The organism is Paenibacillus sp. FSL R7-0340 (assembly GCF_038002205.1).
GTDB classification, from domain to species: Bacteria; Bacillota; Bacilli; order Paenibacillales; family Paenibacillaceae; genus Paenibacillus; species Paenibacillus polymyxa_B.
This window is the reverse complement of record NZ_JBBOBY010000001.1, coordinates 3804549-3827651: the sequence shown is the minus strand read 5'-3', so window position 1 is coordinate 3827651 and position 23103 is coordinate 3804549. Positions and strand designations below refer to the sequence as shown.

20 protein-coding genes are annotated in these 23103 nt (G+C 46.1%); 17 read left to right on the top strand and 3 right to left on the bottom strand.

All coding sequences use genetic code 11. The features are described from left to right. Window positions 1–3: 3 nt before the first annotated feature. The 6 genes from glgD (at window position 4) to MKX59_RS16640 (ending at window position 9726) form a co-directional block, all read left to right on the top strand. On the top strand, window positions 4–1107 hold the full coding sequence (glgD, locus tag MKX59_RS16665) for a glucose-1-phosphate adenylyltransferase subunit GlgD (protein WP_023988336.1): 1104 nt from the start codon (window positions 4–6) through the stop codon (window positions 1105–1107). Window positions 1108–1152: 45 nt separating this feature from the next. Then, a complete protein-coding gene (locus tag MKX59_RS16660) occupies window positions 1153–3606 on the top strand; it encodes a glycogen/starch/alpha-glucan phosphorylase (protein ID WP_340858602.1) in 2454 nt (817 codons plus the stop codon). A gap of 190 nt (window positions 3607–3796) precedes the next feature. Continuing rightward, window positions 3797–4348 (top strand): DUF2062 domain-containing protein, encoded by a 552-nt coding sequence (locus MKX59_RS16655; protein WP_028542387.1) that lies wholly within the window; start codon window positions 3797–3799, stop codon window positions 4346–4348. A gap of 153 nt (window positions 4349–4501) precedes the next feature. Next, on the top strand, window positions 4502–5518 hold the full coding sequence (locus tag MKX59_RS16650; RefSeq protein ID WP_023988339.1) for a hypothetical protein: 1017 nt from the start codon (window positions 4502–4504) through the stop codon (window positions 5516–5518). Between the two features lie 157 nt (window positions 5519–5675). Continuing rightward, window positions 5676–8351, top strand: a complete 2676-nt coding sequence (locus tag MKX59_RS16645; RefSeq protein ID WP_340858599.1) for a YhgE/Pip domain-containing protein — start codon at window positions 5676–5678, stop codon at window positions 8349–8351. Between the two features lie 400 nt (window positions 8352–8751). Then, window positions 8752–9726, top strand: coding sequence for an aldo/keto reductase (locus MKX59_RS16640; protein WP_023988341.1), 975 nt, complete (start codon window positions 8752–8754; stop codon window positions 9724–9726). 148 nt (window positions 9727–9874) lie between these two features. Here the strand turns inward: MKX59_RS16640 and MKX59_RS16635 are convergent, their stop codons facing one another. Continuing rightward, on the bottom strand, window positions 9875–10855 hold the full coding sequence (locus tag MKX59_RS16635; RefSeq protein WP_023988342.1) for a DMT family transporter: 981 nt from the start codon (window positions 10853–10855) through the stop codon (window positions 9875–9877). Window positions 10856–11047: 192 nt separating this feature from the next. Between MKX59_RS16635 and MKX59_RS16630 the strand changes: the two genes are divergently transcribed. Next, window positions 11048–12238, top strand: a complete 1191-nt coding sequence (locus MKX59_RS16630) for a GTP-binding protein (protein ID WP_023988343.1) — start codon at window positions 11048–11050, stop codon at window positions 12236–12238. A 2-nt stretch (window positions 12239–12240) separates the two neighbouring features. Here MKX59_RS16630 and MKX59_RS16625 read toward each other — a convergent pair whose 3' ends face one another. Beyond that, window positions 12241–13140 carry a LysR family transcriptional regulator gene (locus MKX59_RS16625; protein ID WP_071558822.1) on the bottom strand — a complete coding sequence of 300 codons (900 nt, stop codon included), beginning with the start codon at window positions 13138–13140 and terminating at the stop codon, window positions 12241–12243. 94 nt (window positions 13141–13234) lie between these two features. Here MKX59_RS16625 and MKX59_RS16620 point away from each other — a divergent pair, with 94 nt between their 5' ends. From MKX59_RS16620 to MKX59_RS16600, 5 genes are all read left to right on the top strand, one after another. After that, complete coding sequence (locus MKX59_RS16620) at window positions 13235–13564, top strand: antibiotic biosynthesis monooxygenase family protein (RefSeq protein WP_025722950.1); 330 nt, start codon at window positions 13235–13237, stop codon at window positions 13562–13564. A 239-nt stretch (window positions 13565–13803) separates the two neighbouring features. Further along, window positions 13804–14823, top strand: coding sequence for a daunorubicin/doxorubicin resistance ABC transporter ATP-binding protein DrrA (locus MKX59_RS16615; RefSeq protein ID WP_023988346.1), 1020 nt, complete (start codon window positions 13804–13806; stop codon window positions 14821–14823). Further along, on the top strand, window positions 14820–15635 hold the full coding sequence (locus MKX59_RS16610) for an ABC transporter permease (RefSeq protein WP_028542381.1): 816 nt from the start codon (window positions 14820–14822) through the stop codon (window positions 15633–15635). The genes MKX59_RS16615 and MKX59_RS16610 overlap by 4 nt, the downstream gene beginning before the upstream one ends. 61 nt (window positions 15636–15696) lie before the next feature. Beyond that, on the top strand, window positions 15697–16371 hold the full coding sequence (locus MKX59_RS16605) for a response regulator transcription factor (RefSeq protein WP_023988348.1): 675 nt from the start codon (window positions 15697–15699) through the stop codon (window positions 16369–16371). Next, complete coding sequence (locus MKX59_RS16600) at window positions 16368–17492, top strand: sensor histidine kinase (protein WP_023988349.1); 1125 nt, start codon at window positions 16368–16370, stop codon at window positions 17490–17492. The genes MKX59_RS16605 and MKX59_RS16600 overlap by 4 nt, the downstream gene beginning before the upstream one ends. An 87-nt stretch (window positions 17493–17579) precedes the next feature. On the opposite strand, the gene MKX59_RS16595 is transcribed toward MKX59_RS16600, so the two are convergent. Then, complete coding sequence (locus MKX59_RS16595) at window positions 17580–18449, bottom strand: DUF421 domain-containing protein (RefSeq protein ID WP_103744835.1); 870 nt, start codon at window positions 18447–18449, stop codon at window positions 17580–17582. Window positions 18450–18720: 271 nt separating this feature from the next. On the opposite strand from MKX59_RS16595, the gene MKX59_RS16590 reads away from it, so the two are divergent. From MKX59_RS16590 to MKX59_RS16570, 5 genes are all read left to right on the top strand, one after another. After that, the gene (locus tag MKX59_RS16590; protein WP_023988351.1) at window positions 18721–18990 is read left to right on the top strand and encodes a glutaredoxin family protein; all 270 of its coding nucleotides are present in this window, start codon (window positions 18721–18723) and stop codon (window positions 18988–18990) included. Between the two features lie 142 nt (window positions 18991–19132). Next, on the top strand, window positions 19133–20473 hold the full coding sequence (locus MKX59_RS16585; protein WP_023988352.1) for an LLM class flavin-dependent oxidoreductase: 1341 nt from the start codon (window positions 19133–19135) through the stop codon (window positions 20471–20473). Window positions 20474–20490: 17 nt separating this feature from the next. Further along, window positions 20491–21021 carry an NADPH-dependent FMN reductase gene (gene ssuE / locus MKX59_RS16580; protein ID WP_029519116.1) on the top strand — a complete coding sequence of 177 codons (531 nt, stop codon included), beginning with the start codon at window positions 20491–20493 and terminating at the stop codon, window positions 21019–21021. Window positions 21022–21129: 108 nt separating this feature from the next. Beyond that, a complete protein-coding gene (locus MKX59_RS16575; protein WP_013310069.1) occupies window positions 21130–22020 on the top strand; it encodes a LysR family transcriptional regulator in 891 nt (296 codons plus the stop codon). Window positions 22021–22180: 160 nt separating this feature from the next. Further along, window positions 22181–23032, top strand: coding sequence for a transporter substrate-binding domain-containing protein (locus tag MKX59_RS16570; protein WP_028542376.1), 852 nt, complete (start codon window positions 22181–22183; stop codon window positions 23030–23032). Window positions 23033–23103: the final 71 nt, after the last annotated feature.

Sequence of the window (23103 nt, the reverse complement as noted above, 5' to 3'; positions counted from 1 at the left end):
GCTATGAGCCGACTCATTGGAGTTATCAACCTGGATCACGAACTGGATCAGTTGAAGGAGTTGACCTATTTCCGGTGCGGGGCCGCAGTACCCTTTGCCAGTCGATATCGGCTCATTGATTTTACCTTATCCAACATGATGCATGCAGGGGTGCATGATATTGCACTGTTTATCCGCCGAAAATACCGTTCGCTGTTGGACCATCTGGGTGAAGGTCGGCCTTGGGATTTAGACCGCAGACGGGGCGGGTTGTTTATTTTGCCACCGGACTGGAATGATCCGACGGATGCATCACGTGGGGATTTGCAGCATGTGCACAACAATCTGGACTTTTTCCATCGCTCATCGGGGCAAACCATTGTTCACGCAGGAACTCAGCATGTCAATAAGGTTGATATCGAGGATGTATACCGTTATCATCGGGAGAAAAATGCAGATGTTACCCTCGTATATAAACCCATAGACCAGCTCGAATCTGAGCATGCTCCTTGTGCACGACTGGAGATTGATGAGAACGGACGAGTGACTGGTATTCATCAGGAGCAGGATCATCATAATATTTATCTGGAAATGTTCGTGATGGACAAAGGCTTGTATCTGGATCAGGTGAAGCATTGCATTGCCCATCAGGATAATCATTTCTTTCGCGATGCCATCCAGAAAAACCCAAGTGGACTGCGCATTTATGCGTATCGTTATGAAGGTTATCATGCGGTCATTAATTCTATCGAGAGCTACTATAAAAATAGCATGAAGCTGCTGGATCAGGAGCAGTATCATGCACTGTTTCAGAATCAGCCGGTGCATACCAAAATCAAGTATGAAGCCCCGACCCGTTATACGCACAGCGCCGAGGTGGATCATTCACTTGTTGCCAATGGCTGCACCATTGGGGGCAAGGTCGAGAACAGTATTCTTTTCCGTGGAGTACGGGTGGAGGAGGGTGCGCGGGTAAGCAACTCGATTATTATGCAAAAATGCGTCATCCGTAAAGGGGCAGTTGTGGAGAATGTGGTTTTAGATAAAGATGTACAGCTTTCACCAGATCGAACTCTGATTGGAGACATTAGAGTTCCCTATGTCATTGCCAAGAATAGCGTAATTTAAAGGATATACTTAGCCATTAAAACGGAAATAACAGGAGGTACAACTTTGTTCAGCAATAAAGAAGCATTTAAGCAGGCTTTTCGAGAGCAACTGGTCGGAAGGCTGGGCAAACCGATGCAGGAGGCTCAGTCGGAAGACGTATATAAGGTTTTGGGTGGCATGATTCGTGAACAAGTCGGCAAGAATTGGGCAGAAACGAACCAAGCCTACAAAGAAGGACAAGAGAAGCAGATTTATTATTTTTCACTGGAATTTTTGATAGGTCGTCTATTGGGCAGTAATCTGTTGAATTTGGGCGTACTGGATATGGTTCGGCAGGCATTGGGTGAACTGGGCTGGGATCTGGAGGAAATTGAAGAACAGGAGGCGGACGCGGGGCTAGGCAATGGTGGCCTCGGCCGTCTGGCGGCTTGCTTCATGGACTCGCTGGCATCCCTTGGCTATGCAGGACATGGTTGCGGTATCCGATATAAATATGGTCTGTTTGAACAGCGTATTGTGGACGGCAATCAGGTTGAACTGCCGGACTACTGGCTACAGAAAGGGAATGTCTGGGAGGAACGCCGTCCTGACAAAAAGGTCGAGGTTCATTTTTGGGGAAGAGTGGAAACCCGTGAACAGGAGGGACGTCTTGTATTCGAGACACAGGATACCGAAACAGTCTGGGCTGTCCCTTACGATATTCCGCTGGTAGGCTATGGTCATGCGCAGGTGAATACGCTGCGGATTTGGAGTGCGGAATCAGCGCTTGATCCCGTTCGAGGACCGATTCGAGGCGAGGGCGGTTATTACCGCTTTCTCGACTACAATCGATCGGTGGAATCCATCTCGGCATTTCTATATCCGGATGACTCCAATTATGAGGGGAAGCTGCTTCGCTTGAAGCAGCAGTATTTCCTGTGCTCGGCCGGCCTGCAAAGTATTTTGCGTACGTTCGAGAAGCTTCGTTTACCTTACGCCCAGTTGCCCGATAAAATAGCACTGCACATTAACGATACACATCCGACGCTGGTTATACCGGAACTGATGCGTATTCTGATGGACGTGAAGGGCTTGGGCTGGGACGAAGCATGGGATATTACGACACGAACCGTTTCATATACGAATCATACGATATTAAGTGAGGCGCTGGAACAATGGCCTGTCAATATGGTACGGGAGCTGCTACCTCGTATTTCCTTGATCATTGAAGAAATTAACAAACGTTATTGCGCTATGCTACTGGAGCGTTACCCAGGCCAGGACATCAAAATTGGTGAAATGGCGATTATTCATGGTGAACAAATCCGTATGGCTCACTTGGCAATCGTCGGCAGCTACAGCGTTAATGGGGTGGCTGCGCTGCATACGCAAATATTAAAGGAACGAGAGATGAAGTCGTTTCACGAGCTGTACCCTGACCGTTTTAATAATAAAACAAACGGGATTGCCCATCGCCGCTGGCTGATGCACGCCAACCCGGAGCTGGCAAGCTTGTACGATGAGACCATCGGCACACGTTGGAGGACCCGTCCAAGGGAGCTCATCGACCTGCTTCGTTACAGTGGGGACGAGTCGTTCAAAGAACGGATACAGGCGATTAAGCGAAATAATAAAGTCAGGCTCGCTGAGCATGTTTTTGCAAAACAGGGAGTACGACTGGATACGTCCTCCATTTTTGATGTACAGGTCAAACGGTTACATGGTTATAAGCGACAGCTGCTCAACATTTTGCATGTGATGCATTTATACAGTCAGCTTAAAAGTAATCCTGGCCTGGATGTGACGCCACGCACGTTTGTTTTTGGAGCCAAAGCCGCCCCCGGTTATTTTCTCGCCAAACAGACGATCAAGCTTATTAACAACGTGGCGGACACGATCAATCGGGATGTAGATGTCAAGGACAAGCTGAAAGTCGTTTTCCTTGAAAATTATTCGGTCTCGCTAGCGGAGCTGATTATTCCTGCGGCGGATGTCAGTGAGCAGATTTCCACGGCAGGCAAGGAAGCCTCAGGCACAGGGAACATGAAATTTATGATGAACGGTGCGCTCACAATAGGTACATTGGACGGAGCCAATGTTGAAATGCATGAAATGGTAGGGGATGCCAACATGTTCATTTTTGGATTGAAGGTGGATCAGATCGAGGCATATTACCGGGACGGCCAGTATTCGGCGCGCAAAACAGCCAATAGTGACGAAAGACTGCGTGAAGTGTTGGATCAACTCGTGAACGATGCTCCTTTTACGCGGCATGAACGGGAATTTGAGGCCATTTATCAATCCCTGATTGATCATAATGATGAATACTTTGTGCTCAAGGACTTCGCACCCTATGTGGATACACAGGTTCATATTGAACAAGTGTATCGGAATCCCTCGGAGTGGACTCGGCGTGCTATTGTCAATATGGCACACTCCGGTAAATTTTCTAGTGATTGTACGATTCAGCAGTACGCGGCTGAGATTTGGGACATTGTGCCTCTCCAAAACGATGTCAACAAGCGAATTCTGTCCTAAAACGGCGAAACAGGCGGAATAACATTGCTTTTCGAACGCTGAGGGTTATAATGACAGTATAGACATAAGTAAGGATGGGAACTGTATATACTCATTCCTGAACTTGAATTGTACTGTTGAAGGAGTCCTCCTATTGATAAAGCTCAATCCGAAAAGGCTCAAACCTCATAAATCGAAGAAGAAATATAATATGTTTCAAAATATATGGCGTGCGATTCGGCTGAATTTCATCAAGCTATTGCGCGCCCCTGGTGGAGTTAAAAAGATCTCTTTGGGCTTCGCCATTGGCTTTGCGCTGGAGATGATTGTGATTTCCACGGCTTCTCTGGTATACCTTGTTTTTTATCCGATTGTTCGTCTGTCCGGCGGCTCGTTGCCTGCGGCCATTGTGGGTAACGTTGTAGGTAAACTGACCTTTTTGCCAATTGTACTGATGCCATTCGCCAAGCAAGTGGGGGCTTGGATTTATCCATCCCATTATCCGGTACATGTCAGGGGCGGACGACTTCACGAGCATTCTTTTATGGAGCTGTTTCACGGCAACTGGTCTGTATTCAGAGACTTGCTGCACGGAGGCTTGCACATCCTGATCGGCATGTCGATTTTCGGTGTGGTGCTGGGCATTATCTCGTATTTTGTCATTCAGGTTCTGTATAATCGTTCGCTGCACAAACGGTTGGAAAAGCGGAAGTTGCGTCATGGTGCAGCATTTTCGGCGGCCAGACTGCTGAAGAATGGATAACGATGCATAAGAAAGAAGCTCTTCGAGCCTATTTATTAGGTCCGAAGGGCTTCTTTGAGTTGGGGCAAGCAACTTTTATTTTTGTATTACGTCTAAGGAATATATGTATCCATTCTTTTAAGTCTCTTTTGAGACATCAGGAGGAATTGCCCCATGAAAAAATGGAATTCTATCACTGCAACAGTTGCGGCAATATCCATGCTTTTGGGAACGGCTCCAGTTGCATGGGCACAGCAGCCCGCCGCTGCCATAGCTCAAAACGCACAAACTTCTGTTAACTTGGACCCAACCGCCACTAAGCGTTTAACAGATGTGCTGAACACATTAGCGGGGAAACAAACAATAAAGTTTACAAGCGCTGATACTGCTTTTGACTCATGGACGGTAAACGGTACTTTGAGCGGGACAGCTAATGCTGATTTCATCCAAAATTACGATTCCAAAAAGGGAATCGTGCAATCCACCAGCATTATTTATGATGCGGCTGATCTCAACAAAGTTATGGACAATAATCTACGCAGCAAGGTTGCATCGTTCCTGAAAACATTTGATTCTGATGGAGTGTTTAAAACGGATGCTGTCTGGCGTGTATATTCACCGGATGACGAAGGAGAACTCAAAAATTATTGGGTGCTATGGGGGCATGACCAGAGTCTCTACATTGACCTTGATCAAGGAAATAAAATAACGGCTAGCATAATGTATTCGCTTAAAGACGTTAAAGCTTCACTGTCCAACAAAGCGAATCGTTCGCTTAAAACAGTTGGTATTGCTTCGAGCAATCCGTTTGAATATGTGTTTCGTCAGCATGAAGGCAATGATACCGTTTGGAATTTCCGGGACGATAATGAGTTAAACAACGTGTTGATTGGGGTGAAAACTGGTAAAGTGTGGGCCGTAAAAAACGAGCTTGGCATGGATTGGACGGGGGAAAAGGATTTTGTCAAAGCATTCGCTAAGCCAAAGCTCAGCCAAACTCAGGCTCTTTCAGCCGCGAAGTCGAAAGTGCAATCTCTTTTTGGAATTAACCTAAAAGGATATACCGTAAAAATTAAGGATAACGAGTATACGTTCTCCCAAAAAGGCGCAGTTACTGTGGTGGGAAAAATCAATAAAAAAGGAGCATTTTATTCCCTAGAGGCTATGCCCGCGAATGGAGTTCGAAATTAAGCAGAATGATTTTATTGAAAAGCGTATGATCTCTATAAGAGGCATACGCTTTTGACATATTTTGTAACAGGATTGGCTTCATTCGCTCGAATCGTTTACAATACGTGTGCATACAACAATGGACGACAGGTTAATGTACATACAAGGAGTGATGAAGTTGCGGAAGATATGGCAAATCTACTTAACAGACTGGAGAAATGTATTCAAAGTATCGACCGGGACTTTATTAGTCATTGGCATCATTCTTTTGCCTTCTGTCTATGCATGGGTGAATTTGAAAGCGATGTGGGATCCGTATGCGAATACATCTGGGATTAAAATTGCAGTAACCAGCCAAGATCAGGGTGCAGAAGTGAATGGTAAAAAGATTAATATCGGCGATGAGGTTTTGCATAACCTTCAAAATAACAAGAAGCTGGGTTGGACTTTTGTCAATGAAGCGGAAGCACGAAAAGGTGTGTTGAATGGTGATTATTATGCCAGCCTGCTGATCCCGAAAGATTTTTCAGAGAAAATTACGAGTGTGCTGACGGAAAATCCGCAAAAGCCGGAAATTGATTACGCCGTAAATGAAAAAATTAATGCAGTAGCTCCGAAAATTACATCTTCGGGGGCAACCTCTCTGACGAACCAGATTAGCCAAAACTTTATTGAAACTGCCAGCCAGGCGGTATTGACGAAGTTGAAGGAAGCCGGAGTCAGGCTGGAGGAGGAGCTCCCGACGATTCGTAATATTGAGAACCGGGTGTTGGAGCTGAATAATCGATTGCCGGATATCGAAAGGTTGGGCAAACAGGCATTGGAACTGGAGCGAAATTTGCCGAAAATAAAGGCACAGGGACAAAAGATCATTGCATTGAAGGAGAAAATTCCTGAAATTAACCGTGCCGGTGACCTGGTGCTCAAAATTGACAAAAACATGCCTGAGCTGGACAAGGTAGCCGCTGTTATTTTGGATATCCAAAAAAGACTACCTGATATTCAAAAGGCCGGTGATCGAATTGTTGAACTAGATCAAAATTTCAGCAAGGTAGAAAGCGCACTGGCCACAGCCCTAGAGGACACGCAAACGGCTCTTAAAGTCATTAATGCTGCCCAGAAAGCACTGCCAGAAGTACAGAAAATAGCGGACACAGGCAAGGATTTTACAACCGGTTTACTCGAATTTCTGGACAAAAACGAGGGTGCGCTTGATTCGATTGGTACAGTAGTTAAAGAAGACTTACAACTGGTACAACAAATCGCGAATGAAGTTTCTCAGATTACAGACATTGTTCGTGGTGTGGATTTTGATCCTAAAGCAGCACAAGCTGCGGTGAATCGTGTCAGCGGTAGGCTGACAACTGCCGTGGGAGTGTTGGATCATATTTCTCAATTGCTGAAGCGTGTGAACGGATACTTGCCAAGTCAACCTCTGGATTCACTTATTTCCCGTGTGAGCGGGGTAGAGGATCGTTTCCGTCGTCTGAATAGCACAGTAACTAGCATCGGGGATGCCATTCAGCGCGGCGAAAAGCCTGCGCAAAATCTGCTGGATGACACTGATCGCCTTGCAGGAGAAATCAGTAGCGGAATTGACAGCATTTTGGGCAATTATGATACGGAGTATGCACCCGCCATTCAAAAGGCGCTGGATCAGATCAAATCCGTTGCCCGCAATTCTGCCAATGTGCTGACTACAGCTCAAGAGCAGCTACCGAATATTGAAAAGCTATTAAATGACGCACAGGCTGCAGCAGAATTCGGTCAGCAAGAGCTAACACGTCTCCAGCAGGATCTGCCACAATACCGTCAAAAACTGCATGAAGCGGCGACGACGATTCAGGGGCGCATGGGCGAGTTTACGAATGCTGTGAACAAAGCGGCAGACTTTGTAAATAACGATTTGCCAGCGGTTAAAAATAAAATTCATCAGGCAGCAGATTTTGTGCGTAATGATTTGCCTAAAGCGGAACAACAGTTTGTCAAAATGGCTGATTTAATTGAAAATAAATTTCCTGAAGCTGAAAAAGCGGTACACCAAGTAGCCAATTTTGTAAGGACCGATCTTCCAGCTGCCGAGGATTCCATACGTCAGGCTGCAGACACAATTCGCAAGCTTAAGGGCGAAAATGCACTCGGACGCGCTATTGCATTGTTAAAGGGGGATGTGAAAAAGGAAAGTGATTTTCTCGGCAGTCCGGTATCGTTGAAGCAGGAGCGGATATACCCAATTCCCAACTATGGTTCTGCGATGTCACCTTTTTACACTACATTGTCGATTTGGGTAGGTGCGATGCTACTGGTCTCCATGTTCAGGGTAGATGTGGATGACCCGGAAGGACAATTTAAAAGCTACCAAGTGTATTTCGGACGGCTTATGACATTCTCCACGATTGGCATTTTTCAAGCGCTGAGCGTATCTCTCGGTGACTTGTTCCTGCTCGGGGCGTATGTGGATGCCAAAGTAGCTTTTGTACTATCGTCTATGCTGATCAGTCTGGTGTTTACGGCGATGACCTATACACTAGTTTCTGTGTTCGGCAATATCGGCAAGGGACTGGCAGTCATCCTGCTGGTGCTTCAATTCTCCAGTTCAGGAGGGACATTCCCGATTGCGACGAGTACACCGTTTTTTCAGGCGCTGAATCCGTTCGTACCATTCACCTATGCGGTTAGTCTGTTACGAGAGACAGTAGGAGGGATGTTGCCTTCAACGGTGATACGAGATGTGGTGATGCTGTTTGTATTTATCGGTGTTTGCTTCCTGTTTGGATTGGTGTTTAAGAAGCCGCTCAGCAAGCATACGAAAAAAATGGCCGAGCGAGCAAAAGAAACGAAATTGATTCCTTGATTGTAAAAAAAGAATGAGTTACGGTGGCTGAAGTGAGCCGCTCCGCGAAGGATTTGATCTTACGATCGCTGTTGCCACGGGATTCTTTGGATTAGGACATGACAAGGTAAAAATCCCATGGCAAAGGCGAACGCTTCGCTTCTCCAGATTCAAATTCTCCGCTCCGCTGCAACCGCCGTAAAGTCACTATTTTTTCATATGGAGTAGGTAGTATGGTAGGAGATGCCTCGCGCTTGCTGCTTCGGCGGTGCGTGGGGCTTTTTTGCATGCGCTATCCAACCTTAAATTGCATTTGGGGTTGTTTCAATGTGGTTTTTTCTGGTGAATAAACGGAGTATGGTCTTTTTTGGCATGTAATTTTGCGGAATTTTAAAATCCTTAGGCAAAGGCGGGAAGCAGTATGGAGTATTCATACTTAGGAAAGTCAGGCTTGAAGGTTAGTCGGTTATGTCTGGGGACGATGAATTTCGGACCGGAAACCGAAGAAAAGGATGCGTTTAAAATTATGGATGCCGCACTGGATGCGGGCATTAACTTTTTTGATACGGCTAATGTATATGGCCATGATCGTAAAGGTTGGACAGAGGAAATTATCGGACGTTGGTTCCAGCAGGGCGGCGGAAGACGCGAGAAGGTCGTGTTGGCAACGAAGGTATACGGAGACATGAAAAATGAACATGACGGACCCAATGCAGGATCAGGCTTGTCTGCTTACAAAATTCGCCGTCATTTGGATGCGTCGCTGAAACGTCTTCAAACCGACCATGTAGAGCTATATCAAATGCATCACATTGACCGAAATGTGTCATGGGATGAACTGTGGGGCGTATTTGAGTCCGTGGTGGATCGGGGACAAGTTGATTATATCGGTTCCAGTAATTTTGCAGGCTGGCATATTGCGGTGGCGCAGGCAGAAGCGAAGGCACGGCGTTTTCTGGGGCTTGTATCCGAGCAGCATTTGTACAACCTGAACGAACGTTCCGCCGAGCTTGAAGTATTACCAGCAGCTCAAGAGCTGGGTCTGGGTGTGATCCCATGGAGCCCGCTGGCCGGCGGACTGTTGGGACGGAATGCGTTAGCAGGTACTGGTTCTCGCAGCGCACGCGCCAAAGAAAAGGTGGAGCAGAATCGTGCGAAGCTGGAGCAATTTGCAGCATTGTCCCGCGAGCTGGGTGAAAAGGAAGACGTGATTGCACTGGCTTGGGTACTGTCCCATCCGGCCGTAACGGCTCCAATTATCGGACCACGGACCTTAGAACAGTTAGAGGATGCTCTACGGGTACCTGAGGTCAAATTGAGCGAAGATGTGCTTGCCAAGCTGAATGAGATTTTCCCCGGTCCAGGAAAACCTGCGCCAGAAGCCTACGCTTGGTAAATAATACTTCGTACTCGTAATAAAACATCATTCTTTGTGAGAAATAATCGGCAAAAAAGCAGCAGATCAGGAGCTTCCTCTTTGATCTGCTGCTTTTTTTCTGGTGCCTGATCCACACTTGAACGACCGTAACAAGAATAAATATGCGCTAAATGGGATCTATCTTTTTAGATATGATTTTCTGAGTGGTTTTCTTATGATGTGTTACATAACTGTGTAGAATCATGCCGAGGATGACGATGAACATACCCATCCATGATAAAGGAGACGGCATGGGGATAGACAAAAAGATTAATTCTCCCATTAATGCAAAAAGAACTTCCAGAGATTGTGTTGCTTCTACGGTCGCCAGCTTTTGCATATTTCCACGAACCTGATCTGTAGCTTTAAAAAATAAAACCGTAGCGATCACCCCTGAAAACACAGCCACCAAAGCAGACTGTATCGTCTGATCCTTACTTGGCATTCCCGCGCTGAAAACTCCATATAACGAAAGCAATAACCAGAAGGGTAAGCTGGCTAATGTCATCCCGAGCACACGCTGATAGGCATCCAATCGTCCTGCACAGACTTCCATCATTTTACGATTACCTAATGGATAAGCGAATGAGGCGAGTATGACAGGCAGAATACCGAATAAAAAATCTTGGGTAGAAATGGATTGCGACTGTTCGACTTGCATAACAATAATGCCGATTAAAATAACGAGAGACATCAACAGTCCCTGGAGGGGGATTTTTCCTCGTATTTTGACAGGGCCGTTCTCCGTTTGGACAACCTCAGCAAATAAAGGGACAAGCAAAGAACCAGAAATGATGGTAATTTGCCAGGTTCCCGCGATCAACCACCCTGGTGAATAAGCCGATGCGAAGCATAACGGAGCATAAAATAAGCCAAATCCGATGAAGCTCCACCACAACCACGTTCCTGGTTGTTCCTTCATGACTTTCCAAAGAGGCTTAAGCTTTTGTTGGGTCATCACAATGACGACTAGAATAGGAACCATAAACAGATATCGCAATGAAGCACTCCAGATCCAGCTCCCGCCAGACAGCTCCATAGACCGGTTCAGAACAAATGTAAAAGCAAAAAAGAAAGCCGCCAACACACCTAACCAGATTGAGCGCATAGCATTCACCTAATTCTTTAAGTATCGTTATTTCTCATATTAATAACTTTAGATCATTCAATTCAAGAGTTTCTTACAGTTGACAAGGTAAGAGGGATGCTGTATATTACTGAAAGTTAATGTTAATAGTAATTATTACGATTTAAAAAAGAATGAAAATGAAAAGCCAATATTCAAGGGAGCGTAACAGCGATGAATAAGAAAGCAATACCGGTAACAGTGTTGAGCGGATATTTGGGTGCAGGAAAAACAACGATTTTGAATCATGTATTAAACAATCGGGACGGAATGAAAGTGGCAGTCATCGTCAATGACATGAGTGAAGTGAATATAGATGCTGAGCTGGTTAAAAAAGAGGGCGGCTTGTCCAGAACAGAAGAAAAACTGGTCGAGTTGTCAAATGGTTGTATTTGCTGCACATTGCGTGAAGATTTATTGCTGGAGGTCAAGAAGCTGACGGAACAAGGCGATTTTGATTATATTTTAATCGAATCTACAGGCATCAGTGAACCCGTGCCAATCGCTCAAACTTTTACATACGTTGATAAAGGAACTGGCATTGATTTGGCTTCGCTGGCAAAACTGGATTGCATGGTGACCGTAGTCGATGCGAACCGTTTCTGGCATGATTTTGAATCGGGAGAAACGCTACTGGATCGCAGGCAGGCTACTGGTGAAGACGACACGCGTGATATCTCGGACTTGCTGATTGACCAGATTGAAACCTGTGATGTATTGATTCTGAATAAGTGCGATCTGGTTCAGCCTGCGGAGCTGGACAAGCTGGAGGGTGTGCTGCGGAGATTACAGCCTGAAGCCCGAATCATTCGTACTTCCAAGGGAAAGGTCGCTCCTTCGGACATTTTGAATACAGGGCTGTTCAATTTTGACAAGGCTAGTCAATCCGCTGGATGGATTCGTGAGTTGGAGCTTGAAAGCCATACACCGGAAACGGACGAATATGGGATCAATTCCTTTGTATATCGCCGTAGAAGACCATTTCATCCTGCGAGATTGGCTGAATTTATGAACTACTGGCCGGAGGAGGTCGTTCGCGCCAAAGGTTTGGCCTGGATTGCAACCCCGCAGGATTGGGCAGCGAGTATTAGCCAGGCAGGACCATCTATTCAATTTGGCCCTGCGGGAAGCTGGCTTGCTGCGTTATCAGAAGAAGAACGGCAGGAGATCGTCGCAGCCGACCCTGAGGCTCTGGACCATTGGGATGAACAATGGGGCGACCGCATGAACGAAATCGTCATGATAGGTATCGGAATGAATCGATCGGACTTGGAAGAAGAGCTAGATGAATGTCTACTGAACGATAACGAAATGGATATGGACTGGTCCAGTTTTGAGAATCCGCTTCCTTGGCCGACATGCTGAAGCTAGTTGATCCATTCAGTAATAAAGTCCATACATTTTTTAGCTGCTGGAGAAACATTTTTTAAGGAAGCGGTAGCGATACCGATAGTACGGGAATGCCTTTCGTCCAAAGGTCGAATAGAGATGTCGTAAGGAATGTGAGACAGGATCATTTCAGGAAGAATACTCACGCCTAGGCCATTCTGCACCATAGCCATAATCGCATGGTCATCTTCTAATTCATATTTGATTTTAGGTGACATATTATGCTGTGAAAAAATATTTCTTACATCGGTGTCACAGCCTGCAACAGGCATAATGAAAGGCTCATCTCTGAGCTGTTCTACTCGAATTGAGGCTTGCTTTCCAAGAATATGATCGGAAGGAAGTAGACAAAGCATGCTTTCTTCTTTTAATGGCAACGCCTCTAATGTGTCTAACGTGGGTAGGTTCACAAAGCCGAAATCAGCTTCCCCACTGACTATCCAGCTCTCAATTTCATGGTAGTTCCCATCGAGCAGTTTTACTTCAATAAGAGGAAACTGCTCATTGAATTTTTTTAGAATGCGCGGCAGCCAATGAATAGAGACGCTTGAAAATGTGCCGATCTTTACGGTTCCGATTTCCAATCCTTTAATTAAAGCTACCTCTTGGTAGAGCTTTTCGTCCATTTGTACAATCTCTCTAAATCGCTTCATTAATCTTTCCCCGTTATTGGTCAATCTGATGCCTGAACGACCTCGGATCAGAAGAGTCAGCCCTAGTTCATGTTCCAATCCAGAGATCGCATGGCTGATTGCTGATTGTGTAAGATTTAAAACTTCCCCGGCCTTTGTGAAACTTCCCATTTCAACTACGCAAAGAAAAATCTTATATTTAAACAAATTCGTGTTCACTCCTATTTTTTTATGAAATATATTCATGCATCATATCAGATATATTCATTTTTTTTATTTAATATTTATGATTATAATCAAATTAAAGAAAGGTTATTTAATTTTATTTTAGGAGGAACATATGAACTCAATTGCTAAAACTCCTCGGCCGCCCTATTATGCGGCTATCTTTACTTCTGAACGTACGGAAGGAGATGGCGGGTACGGAGTGATGGGAGACAAAATGGTGGAACTGGCTGCCCAACAGCCTGGTTTTCTAGGTGTGGAAAGTGTTCGTGACCACAATGGAGTAGGCATTACAGTTTCCTATTGGGAGTCTCTGGACGCTATAAAAAATTGGAAACATAACGAGCTGCACAAGGTAGCGCAGGAAAAAGGGAAATCCGAGTGGTATAAAACATTTGGGTTAAGAGTGAGCAAGGTAGAACGAGATTATTTTTTTACAGTGTAAATAGGTTCAATATCAAAGTTAGTGCTTAGCATGAAGCCAAATCTGGAAATAAAGGTTTAATTCCATTATTCCATTAAAAAGATATCCATGAGTTGAAGCCAAAGAGGTCCCATATGGGACTTCTTTGGCTTCTCTGTCAGAAGGGCATCGTCGACAATTTTGGAAAACGTAAACGGTTCTATTCATATTCAGTTCATAAACGTGGGTTATCCTCTCTGTAGAAACCGTACAGGGAGGATATGAATGTGGATTATACAGACAGAAAAGAGACCTTAGCCATTGAAGCAAGGGGACTCGTAAAAGCTTTTGGTGACAAGCAGGCGGTTGACGGTGTCGACTTGAACGTGCGTGCTGGCACGATCTACGGTGTGCTTGGTCCTAATGGAGCAGGCAAAACGACTACCATCCGAATGCTGTCAACGTTATTGCGGCCCGATGGGGGATCAGCCCGTATCTTCGGGCACGATGCAGTAAAGGAGCCGCAGGTTGTGCGTCAGTTAATCGGAGTGACAGGTCAGTACGCATCGGTCGATGAGTCGCTTAGCGCTACCGAGAACCTGATCATCTTCTCCAGACTGCTTGGACTGGGACGTGCCGAGGCGCGTCATAAGGCAGCGGAGCTGCTGGAGGAATTTGGCTTGGCCGAAGCGGCCAAACGACCGCTAAAGCATTTCTCCGGAGGTATGCGCCGTCGGCTGGATTTGGCCGCAAGTCTCATTGCCAAGCCGCCGCTGATTTTCCTGGATGAGCCGACTACCGGACTAGACCCGCGCACGCGTGTCCAGATGTGGGACACGATCCGGAGTTTGGTCAAGACCGGTTCCACCGTACTGCTTACAACCCAGTACCTCGACGAGGCGGATCAACTTGCTGATCGAATCGCGGTGATCGATCATGGCCGGGTAGTCGCTGAGGGTACGGTGGATGAACTGAAAGCGGCAGTGGGGGCGTCGACTCTGCAACTCAAAGTGCAAAATCAACAGGACATCGAGAGAGCTGTTCAGATCGTTGAACAGGTGCTTTCAGTTAAGTCCAGCGTGTCAGTGGAAGCTGGAAAGATTATCTCTCCGATGGCCAACGCAGATCGGGTAACGGACCTGCTGATCGCCCTCCGTACCGGAGAGATTCGTCTAGCAGAGATGAGTGTGCAGAAGCCGACGCTCGACGAGGTGTTTTTGTCCATCACTGGTCATGGGGCACAAGTAAACAGACAGCAGACGTCCCAAGGAGCGCATGCTGTGGAGGGGGCGAGAGCATGAAGAGTACTACTGTTATGACAGGTTCTGATCGCACATTGAAGAAGTCTGTGAGTTTCAGGCAGGCGTTTTTCAATTCCATGACGATGGCCTACCGGGGCATTCTGAAGATCCGGCATACTCCCGAGCAATTGTTTGATGTCACGCTCCAGCCAATCATTTTCACCCTTATGTTTACCTATATCTTTGGTGGCGCCATCTCAGGAGACGTGCAGCATTATTTGCCGGTTATTATTCCAGGCATCCTCGTGCAGACGGTGATCTCGACCTCCGTCGTTACCGGCGTCCAACTACGTGAGGATATGGACAAAGGAGTGTTCGACAGGTTCAAGTCACTCCCAATCGCACGCATTGCGCCTTTGGCTGGAGCTCTGCTGGCTGACAGTATCCGGTATACTATTGCGACTGTACTTACCTTCGCCATGGGGTATATTTTGGGGTATCGGCCAGAGGGAGGACTGCTGAGTGTCGCTATCGCCGCGCTTTTGGTCATCGTGTGTTCCTGGGCAGTCAGCTGGATTTTCGCCTTCTTTGGCGTGATTGCCCGCACTGCTTCCAGTGTACAGGGCATCTCCATGATTGTTCTGTTTCCGCTCACTTTTGTTTCCAATGCATTTGTGCCTGTGGACACAATGCCTGGTTGGCTACAGTGGTTTGTAAACGTCAACCCGATTTCACATCTTGTGAACGCAGTCAGGGAGCTTGCGAATACGGGAACGATTGGCGAGGAACTGGCGATCTCACTGCTTGGCGCTACAGTCATTGTGGCGATCTTCGCGCCGCTTACGGTGCGTGCTTATATGCGTAAAGCATAAGATGGCGGTCTTCTTGACGAGGACGAGAGATTTAAGGCAGAGTTAGTTAGGGGGGATTGAAATGACGTGTGTATTAGTCGTTGATGATGATCCGCATATTCGTGAACTGGTCGGACACTTTTTGAGAATGGAAGGTCTGGAGGTAGTCGAGGCGGTGGATGGTTTGGACGCGATGCGCATTTTTGATCAAATCAAGGTCGATTTGCTTGTTCTTGATATCATGATGCCGGGAATGGATGGTTGGGAGCTGTGCCGTAAGCTGCGAGAGCAGACCGACCTGCCGCTGCTTATGCTTACAGCCAAAGGCGAGACGTCACAGATCGTGAAAGGCTTCGCGCTCGGAACGGACGACTATCTTGTCAAACCATTCGACCCCATGGTGCTTGTCGCACGCGTGAAGGCTTTATTAAAACGTTATCGTATCATGGCTTCAAAATCAGTGACTGTCGGAGATCTTGTCCTGCGCAGCGATACATTTGAGTGTCGGGCTGGAGAGAAGGAGATTACCCTGCCGCTCAAGGAGTTTGAGTTGCTCTTCAAGCTGGCCAGCTATCCTGGCAAAACCTTTACCCGCGACCAGTTGATCGAACAGATCTGGGGTTATGATTATGAGGGAGACGAAAGAACAGTTGATGTCCATATCAAGCGCCTTCGGGAACGGTTTCCGGAGGCAAGGCACTCCTTCCGGATCAGTACGATCCGGGGATTGGGTTATCGGCTGGAGGTAAGGCAATGAAGCGGGAACCGGGATTCCTCCATATCCTTGCGAGACTCATGCTGGTGTTAGTGGTGCTGTATCTCAGCTGGACTGCCGCGTACTTTATTACGGCGGCGATCTATTCGCGCATGTCATGGGCTTTTCATGATTTGTTCGTCTTTCTTATTAATGCGACGCTTGGCTTTTTCTTCTTCGGTATTTTCAGTATGACGGTAAGGCGCTTCATCCAACCTAGAGAGCAGCACGCTTTTACCGAAATGATCGATGCTTTAAAACGTATTTCGCAAGGAGACTTTCACATTAATCTGGATTGGGACCTCGGCGGGCGGAACGGAAAACATCGGAGGCCGCATCCTTATGTACAGTTGGTGGACAGTATCAATGATATGGCTGCAAATCTGAAGGCTATGGAAAAACTGCGGGAGGAGTTTATTTCGAACGTATCCCATGAAATCGGCTCACCACTGACCTCGATAATCGGATTCGCCAAGGCGCTTAAGGATGAGAATCTGGATCGTGAGCAGCGAGACCGGTATTTGTCGATCATCGAGACGGAGTGTATTCGTCTATCCAAGCTAAGCGATAATCTCATGAAGCTGGCGATTCTGGATTCGGAGCGGCATCCGTTTCGTCCGTCCCTTTATCGGCTGGACAAGCAGCTGATTTCGCTTATTCTCGCCTGCGAACCGCAATGGGAGGCTAAAAAAATCGAGATGACTGTTGAGGTGGATATAGTTGAGGTCAACGCGGACGAGGATCTGATGGGCCAGGTTTGGGTGAATCTTCTTCACAATGCCATTAAGTTTACACCACAGGGTGGAAGCATATCTGTTTCTCTTTCAAGTAACGGTGATCAGGCGGTTATCTGCATTGCGGATACGGGACAGGGCATCAACGAACAGGATCAGCAGCGCATTTTTGAACGTTTTTATAAAGCAGACCAGTCACGGGCCCGAACTGCAGGAGGCAGTGGTTTGGGACTTTCCATTGCTTATAAAATAACAGAGATGCATACCGGCTCTATCTCTGTATCCAGCAAGGTGGGAGAAGGAACGGTATTTACAGTTATGCTGCCGCTGCGCCAGAAAGTAATGAAAGGCAGCAGCAACTGTGAAATGTACAACGGCACAGTAATTTAAAAAGGAGCGTCTTCAAAGCCACAAACGGCTGAAGGACGCTCCTTTTTAGTTCCCATACTTATACTCTTATGGCATATGCGTATGTGCTCAGGACTTAGATGTATTTACCGGCTGCATCTCCTGTATAGCTTCTTTCAAGCTTTGTGAGCATTGCTCATATAGATGTTTTCTTTGTTGCTCACTGGAACCAGATGCGAGTTTTTGCAACTCCGTTGTGCATTGTTCCAGCAAAGTCAGCACGGTTTGATTCGAATCCTGCACCTTGTTTAGCTGTACATTGTCACTATATTGGTCAATGTACAGTTCTCCTTGCGGGTCCACCTGCGCGAAAAATACATCTTTGACCGTTAGACTCTTTTCCTTTAGCTTGGCATCCAGCCATTGTTGAGTGATCCCCATATATGCCATTTGTTGCTCCATAAGTTGTCCATCCATAATGACTGCTGTTGGTTCCTTCTCCGGTAATTGCTGCATATTCAGATCCTTAAGTGTCACAGGCTGCTTGTCTTTGGTTAATAACACATTGACTTCGCCACTGGTTTCCATAAGAGCAAATTCCACGTCAGATACTTTGAATACATTTTTGCTTCGAAGCTGCTCCATGAGTTCATCCAGGGTGAGCCGTTCTTTTCTCAGATTATCCTCTAAAATTTTGCCGTCTTTGATCAGGATTGTTGTCCTTCCATCTGTTATATCTCTGATTTTCTTGCTTTTAATTTGCAAATATTCAATGCCAAGTGTTGTCAGTACCCATACTGACAAGGCTATGAGGCCTAGATACCAGGTGGATTCACGCTCCATAGGAATGGTAGCAGCCAGGTTACCTATCGTGATTCCTGTTATATATTCGAACAAGGAAAGCTGGGATACCTGACGTTTTCCAAGAATTTTGGTGATTAAAAATAATATAGCGACAGCCATTAATGTGCGTATAGCAACCTCGGCCCAATCCTGCATTTGCTCAACCTCATTTCATTTCGCCACAAGGACGCTACTATTCCAAGGATATCCGCGTCAAGGCACATTTAAACTCCAATTCCCCTAAATTTAAATAACCAAGCTGCCAATAAGCGATGAAATACAATATATAATTAAAATTTTCTATCGATGAATTATCATTGTCTATTGCACAAGCGATTGACGGAAAGGAGGGGGGAGGATACATTATAGATATAATTCTTATTTAATTCATCGGGATTATAAACATTAAGCTCACGGAGGTATGTATATGTCGTCCAAACCTAAAGTTGTATTGTGGAGTAAAACCGGCTGTCATTTTTGTGGAGAGATCAAATCGTACCTGGAATCCCAAAATCAGCCGTATGAAAATATCCAAGTGGACGGAAATGATGCGCTGCGTGACGTGCTGGAGACCAAATATGGTATTCGTTATGTCCCTGTCGTCGAGGTAGGCGGGGATAATAAATATGAAGCACTGCTCAACCCGGATCTGGAAGAGTTGGGTAAAGTGCTGGAAAGTTACAATCAAGTAGTATAGGCCAATAGGAAAAGGATCAGTTACTCCGCTGCCTATACAAAATAAGTAGCGGAGACTGCCCTACAAACCATTAGCAGCCTAGCTGCCCTAAAAAAATGATAGCCGTAGGATAACAATTATGTTCAAGAGAGGTGGAAGAGTTATGGCTAAGAATAGACAAATTAAATTTGGTGCGATTATTCACGGTGTTGGGGGAAGCATGACGACTTGGCGTCACCCTGAAGTACCTGCGGATGCGAGTGTTAACTTTGAATTTTATAAAACGCAGGCGCAAAAGGCAGAGGAAGGAAAGTTTGACCTCGTATTTATCGCAGATGGCCTGTTCATTAACGAAAAATCTATTCCCCACTTTCTGAACCGTTTTGAACCAATTACGATTCTGTCCGCTTTGGCTGGGGTGACGAAGCATATCGGACTGGTCGGCACACTGTCGACTTCCTATAGCGAACCGTTCACGGTAGCACGCCAGTTTTCTTCCATTGATCATATTAGCGGAGGTCGTGCAGGCTGGAATGTGGTAACTTCTCCGCTGGAAGGCTCTGCCCTTAACTTTAGCAAAGGCGAGCACCCGTCGCATCCGCAGCGCTATAAAATTGCAGAGGAATATTTACAGGTTACCAAAGGACTGTGGGACTCGTGGGAAGAGGATGCGTTCGTTCGTGATAAGGAAGCCGGCGTATTCTTTGATCCTGAAAAGCTGCATACATTGAACCATAAAGGTGAGTTTTTCTCTGTGCAGGGCCCACTGAACATTGGACGATCCAAGCAGGGACAGCCGGTTATTTTTCAGGCAGGTTCCTCGGAGGATGGCAAAAACCTGGCCGCCAAGGAAGCGGATGCTGTATTTACAGGACATGAAACGTTAGAGGAAGCGCAGCAGTTTTATCGTGATGTGAAAGAACGTGCGGTACGCTATGGTAGATCCGAAGAGGATATTGTCATTTTGCCGGGCATATCGCCGATTATTGGCAGCACGACGGAGGAAGCGGAACGTAAGTATGAAGAGATCACTAATCTGGTGACGATTGAGGCTGCGTTAAAATATTTGGGACGTTTCTTCGATCATCATGATTTCTCACAATATCCGCTGGATGAGCCATTCCCTGAGCTTGATGGTATTGGCAGCAATGCGTTCCGCAGCGGTACAGATAAAATCAAACGAGTAGCCAAGGAACAAAATTTGACCTTACGCGAGGTTGCGTTGCGTTCAGCTACGCCGAGAACCTCTTTTATCGGAACCGCTGAGCAGGTGGCGGATCGAGTGCAGGAGTGGTTTGAAAGAAAAGGAGCAGACGGATTCATCATTGGTTCTGATGTACCCTCGGGTCTGCATGACTTCGTAAATCTGGTTGTGCCTATTTTGCAGGAACGCGGTATTTACCGTCAGGATTATGAATTTAGCACACTACGTGAAAACCTGGGCGTGCCTATTCCTGAGAACCGCTATACAGCAGCCAAATCTAAAGTGAAGGTTGACGCATAACAGAAGGAGGAAAAAATATGTCCAAGGTTGTCATCCTATCAGGCAGTCCGTCTACACAATCCCGTTTATACGGCTTGATTAACTATACAACGGAGCAGTTGCAGCAGGCTGGAGCGGAGGTCACACTGCTGAATGTGGTCGACTTGCCGGCGGAGGATCTGGTCACAGCTAACTTTAACAGCCCCGACGTCACAGCATCACTTGCATTGATTGCAGCAGCGGATGCCGTTATTGTGGCTTCTCCAGTCTATAAGGCGTCCTATTCAGGATTATTGAAAATATTCCTGGATTTGGTTCCGCAGGAGGGGCTAAGAGGGAAACCTGTCCTGCCTTTATTTATCGGAGGTACGCTGGCTCATCTGCTGGTCATTGACTATGCCTTGAAGCCGGTTATTAATGCACTGGGCGGAAGACATATTCTTGGCGGGGTGTATGCAGTGGATCAGTGGGTCGAACGTCTACCAGATGGAGCATACGGGTTGTCCGAAGAATTGGTTGCACGGTTGGAACGTTCTGTTAAAGAACTAAATGAGCTATTAAAATTATAGATATTTTCAATATTTCCATTGACAGGTCGTTCAGTGAGTTTTATGATACAAAAAAACCAAGTTAACATATTGGATAAATGTATATAAAACTTACTGGGGGACTTACGTATGAATATCGAGAATATGGAAGCCTTTGTATACGTGAATCATTATGGGAGCTTTAACAAGGCGGCAGAAGCCTTGTTCTTGTCCCAGCCCTCCGTTACAGCACGGATTCAGACGCTAGAGCGCGAGCTAGAATGCAAGCTGTTCGACCGCCAAAGCAAGCAAACGGTTCTGACGGAGGATGGACGAAAGTTTCTTCCTTATGCGGAGCAGATGCTTCAGGTGCTGCAAAAAGGGAAGCAAAAGCTCCAACAGCGTAAGAAAGCCCCTCAGCAAATTCGAATTGGCTGCACGATATCGGTGTCGAACTACATCATTCCTGAGATATTAAAGCAGCTTCGTGCCCGTTATCCAGAGGTTAACTACAAAATTGTGACGGCTACGACGGATCAACTGGTACATAAACTGTTGAACCGTGAGGTAGACATTAGTTTTGTACGTAAAGTGATGCATCCGGCTATCCGTACGCTTGCTTTTTATGAAGATCCGATTTCCCTGTATGTATACGACGGCCATCCGTTTATGAAAACAGGAAAGGCCAGCATACAGGATATTCAACGTGAAACACTGGTATTTTTCGAATGCGGATCACTAGATTGGATGAGGATTCATCGCGCTTTTGAATCACTGGAGCAGCCACCGGACATTGCTTTTCAGGTAGACAATGTGGTCACGGCCAAAAAGCTGGTATTGGAAGAAGCGGGTATTGCCTTTTTGCCGGATGTCTGTGTGAACCGTGAAGTGAAAGATCAGAAACTATTCCGTATCCATGTTCCAGAGGTAGCTGGGGTGTCTATGCAGATTAGCATAATAGCGACCAAAGAAGACTGTGCAGTGACCTCGGATTTTGCAGATGCACTGACAGAAGGTTTCCGGGGTGCTGTTTTGTTATAGAAATGTTCTATAGCTTGGTGGATTGACGTATAGGTTTCCAGGTGTTAAATTAATCACATCCTAAAACCGATTAAGTTTATAGGAATTATGAATTATTGGATGTTGTAGCTACCATGTATGTCGCAAACTGCTGATATACAAAGAGATGAGGGGGATTCATATGAAAAAGTGGTTTGCAATATTGTCTGTTATGGCAATCATCCTGGTGTTGGCAGGCTGCGGTTCCTCAGATAACGCGTCTAGCGCGTCAGGTTCAAGCGGAGACGTGAAGAAAATTATCGTAGGCACAGGTACTCAATTCAAAAATGTATGCTTTATTGACGAAAACGGAAATTTAACAGGTTTTGATGTGGAGCTGATTAAGGAGCTGGACAAGCGCCTGCCTCAATACGAATTTGAATTCAAAACGATGGACTTTGGAAATTTGCTGCTAAGTCTCGATGCCGGCAAGATTGATCTGGTATCGCATCAAATGGAAAAAAACCCGGAGCGCGAAGCCAAGTATCTGTTCAACAAAAATCCGTATAGCATTTTTCTGAACAGAGTCGCTGTAGCGAAGGATAACAATACCATTCATTCAATTGATGATTTGAAAGGGAAAAAGGTGCTCACCAGCCCAACCAGTAATGCGGCGTATGTGCTGAAAGAGTATAACAAAACCCACGGAGATGCCCTGAATATCGTTTATACGAGTGGTGCAGCCAATGATACGGTGCAACAAATTACGAGCGGCCGTATAGATGCTACCGTTACGACAGACTTTGCGAACCGTTTTAACACCGATGAAAAAGGAGAAGTAGCTCTGAAGACCGTTGGTGATCCTTTGACTCAATCGGATGTACTGTATGTACTGAACAAAAATGAGCAAGGGTTGGCGGATGACCTGGACAAAGCCATTCAGGAAGTGAAGGACGACGGTACGTTGTCGAAGCTGAGCATTAAATGGCTTGGAGAGGATTTCACTAAGTCTCTGGAAGATGTGAAAAAAGAAGGTAGTAGCAGTAAGAAGTAAGGATAGACTTGGACATTTCAGCGGTCAGGGTACTCTATGTATTCTGACCGTTGATGTATAGAAATGAGGCA

What these genes read in the sequence shown, in the direction of transcription:
- MKX59_RS16570 (WP_028542376.1), top strand. Translation starts at nt 22,181, where the DNA reads ATGAAAAAGTGGTTTGCAATATTGTCTGTTATGGCAATCATCCTGGTG.
- MKX59_RS16600 (WP_023988349.1), top strand. Translation starts at nt 16,368, where the DNA reads ATGAAGCGGGAACCGGGATTCCTCCATATCCTTGCGAGACTCATGCTG.
- MKX59_RS16625 (WP_071558822.1), bottom strand. Translation starts at nt 13,140, where the DNA reads ATGAATATATTTCATAAAAAAATAGGAGTGAACACGAATTTGTTTAAA.
- MKX59_RS16640 (WP_023988341.1), top strand. Translation starts at nt 8,752, where the DNA reads ATGGAGTATTCATACTTAGGAAAGTCAGGCTTGAAGGTTAGTCGGTTA.
- MKX59_RS16585 (WP_023988352.1), top strand. Translation starts at nt 19,133, where the DNA reads ATGGCTAAGAATAGACAAATTAAATTTGGTGCGATTATTCACGGTGTT.
- MKX59_RS16575 (WP_013310069.1), top strand. Translation starts at nt 21,130, where the DNA reads ATGAATATCGAGAATATGGAAGCCTTTGTATACGTGAATCATTATGGG.
- glgD (WP_023988336.1), top strand. Translation starts at nt 4, where the DNA reads ATGAGCCGACTCATTGGAGTTATCAACCTGGATCACGAACTGGATCAG.
- MKX59_RS16605 (WP_023988348.1), top strand. Translation starts at nt 15,697, where the DNA reads ATGACGTGTGTATTAGTCGTTGATGATGATCCGCATATTCGTGAACTG.
- MKX59_RS16595 (WP_103744835.1), bottom strand. Translation starts at nt 18,449, where the DNA reads ATGCAGGATTGGGCCGAGGTTGCTATACGCACATTAATGGCTGTCGCT.
- MKX59_RS16615 (WP_023988346.1), top strand. Translation starts at nt 13,804, where the DNA reads ATGAATGTGGATTATACAGACAGAAAAGAGACCTTAGCCATTGAAGCA.
- MKX59_RS16620 (WP_025722950.1), top strand. Translation starts at nt 13,235, where the DNA reads ATGAACTCAATTGCTAAAACTCCTCGGCCGCCCTATTATGCGGCTATC.
- MKX59_RS16655 (WP_028542387.1), top strand. Translation starts at nt 3,797, where the DNA reads ATGTTTCAAAATATATGGCGTGCGATTCGGCTGAATTTCATCAAGCTA.
- MKX59_RS16635 (WP_023988342.1), bottom strand. Translation starts at nt 10,855, where the DNA reads ATGCGCTCAATCTGGTTAGGTGTGTTGGCGGCTTTCTTTTTTGCTTTT.
- ssuE (WP_029519116.1), top strand. Translation starts at nt 20,491, where the DNA reads ATGTCCAAGGTTGTCATCCTATCAGGCAGTCCGTCTACACAATCCCGT.
- MKX59_RS16630 (WP_023988343.1), top strand. Translation starts at nt 11,048, where the DNA reads ATGAATAAGAAAGCAATACCGGTAACAGTGTTGAGCGGATATTTGGGT.
- MKX59_RS16650 (WP_023988339.1), top strand. Translation starts at nt 4,502, where the DNA reads ATGAAAAAATGGAATTCTATCACTGCAACAGTTGCGGCAATATCCATG.
- MKX59_RS16610 (WP_028542381.1), top strand. Translation starts at nt 14,820, where the DNA reads ATGAAGAGTACTACTGTTATGACAGGTTCTGATCGCACATTGAAGAAG.
- MKX59_RS16590 (WP_023988351.1), top strand. Translation starts at nt 18,721, where the DNA reads ATGTCGTCCAAACCTAAAGTTGTATTGTGGAGTAAAACCGGCTGTCAT.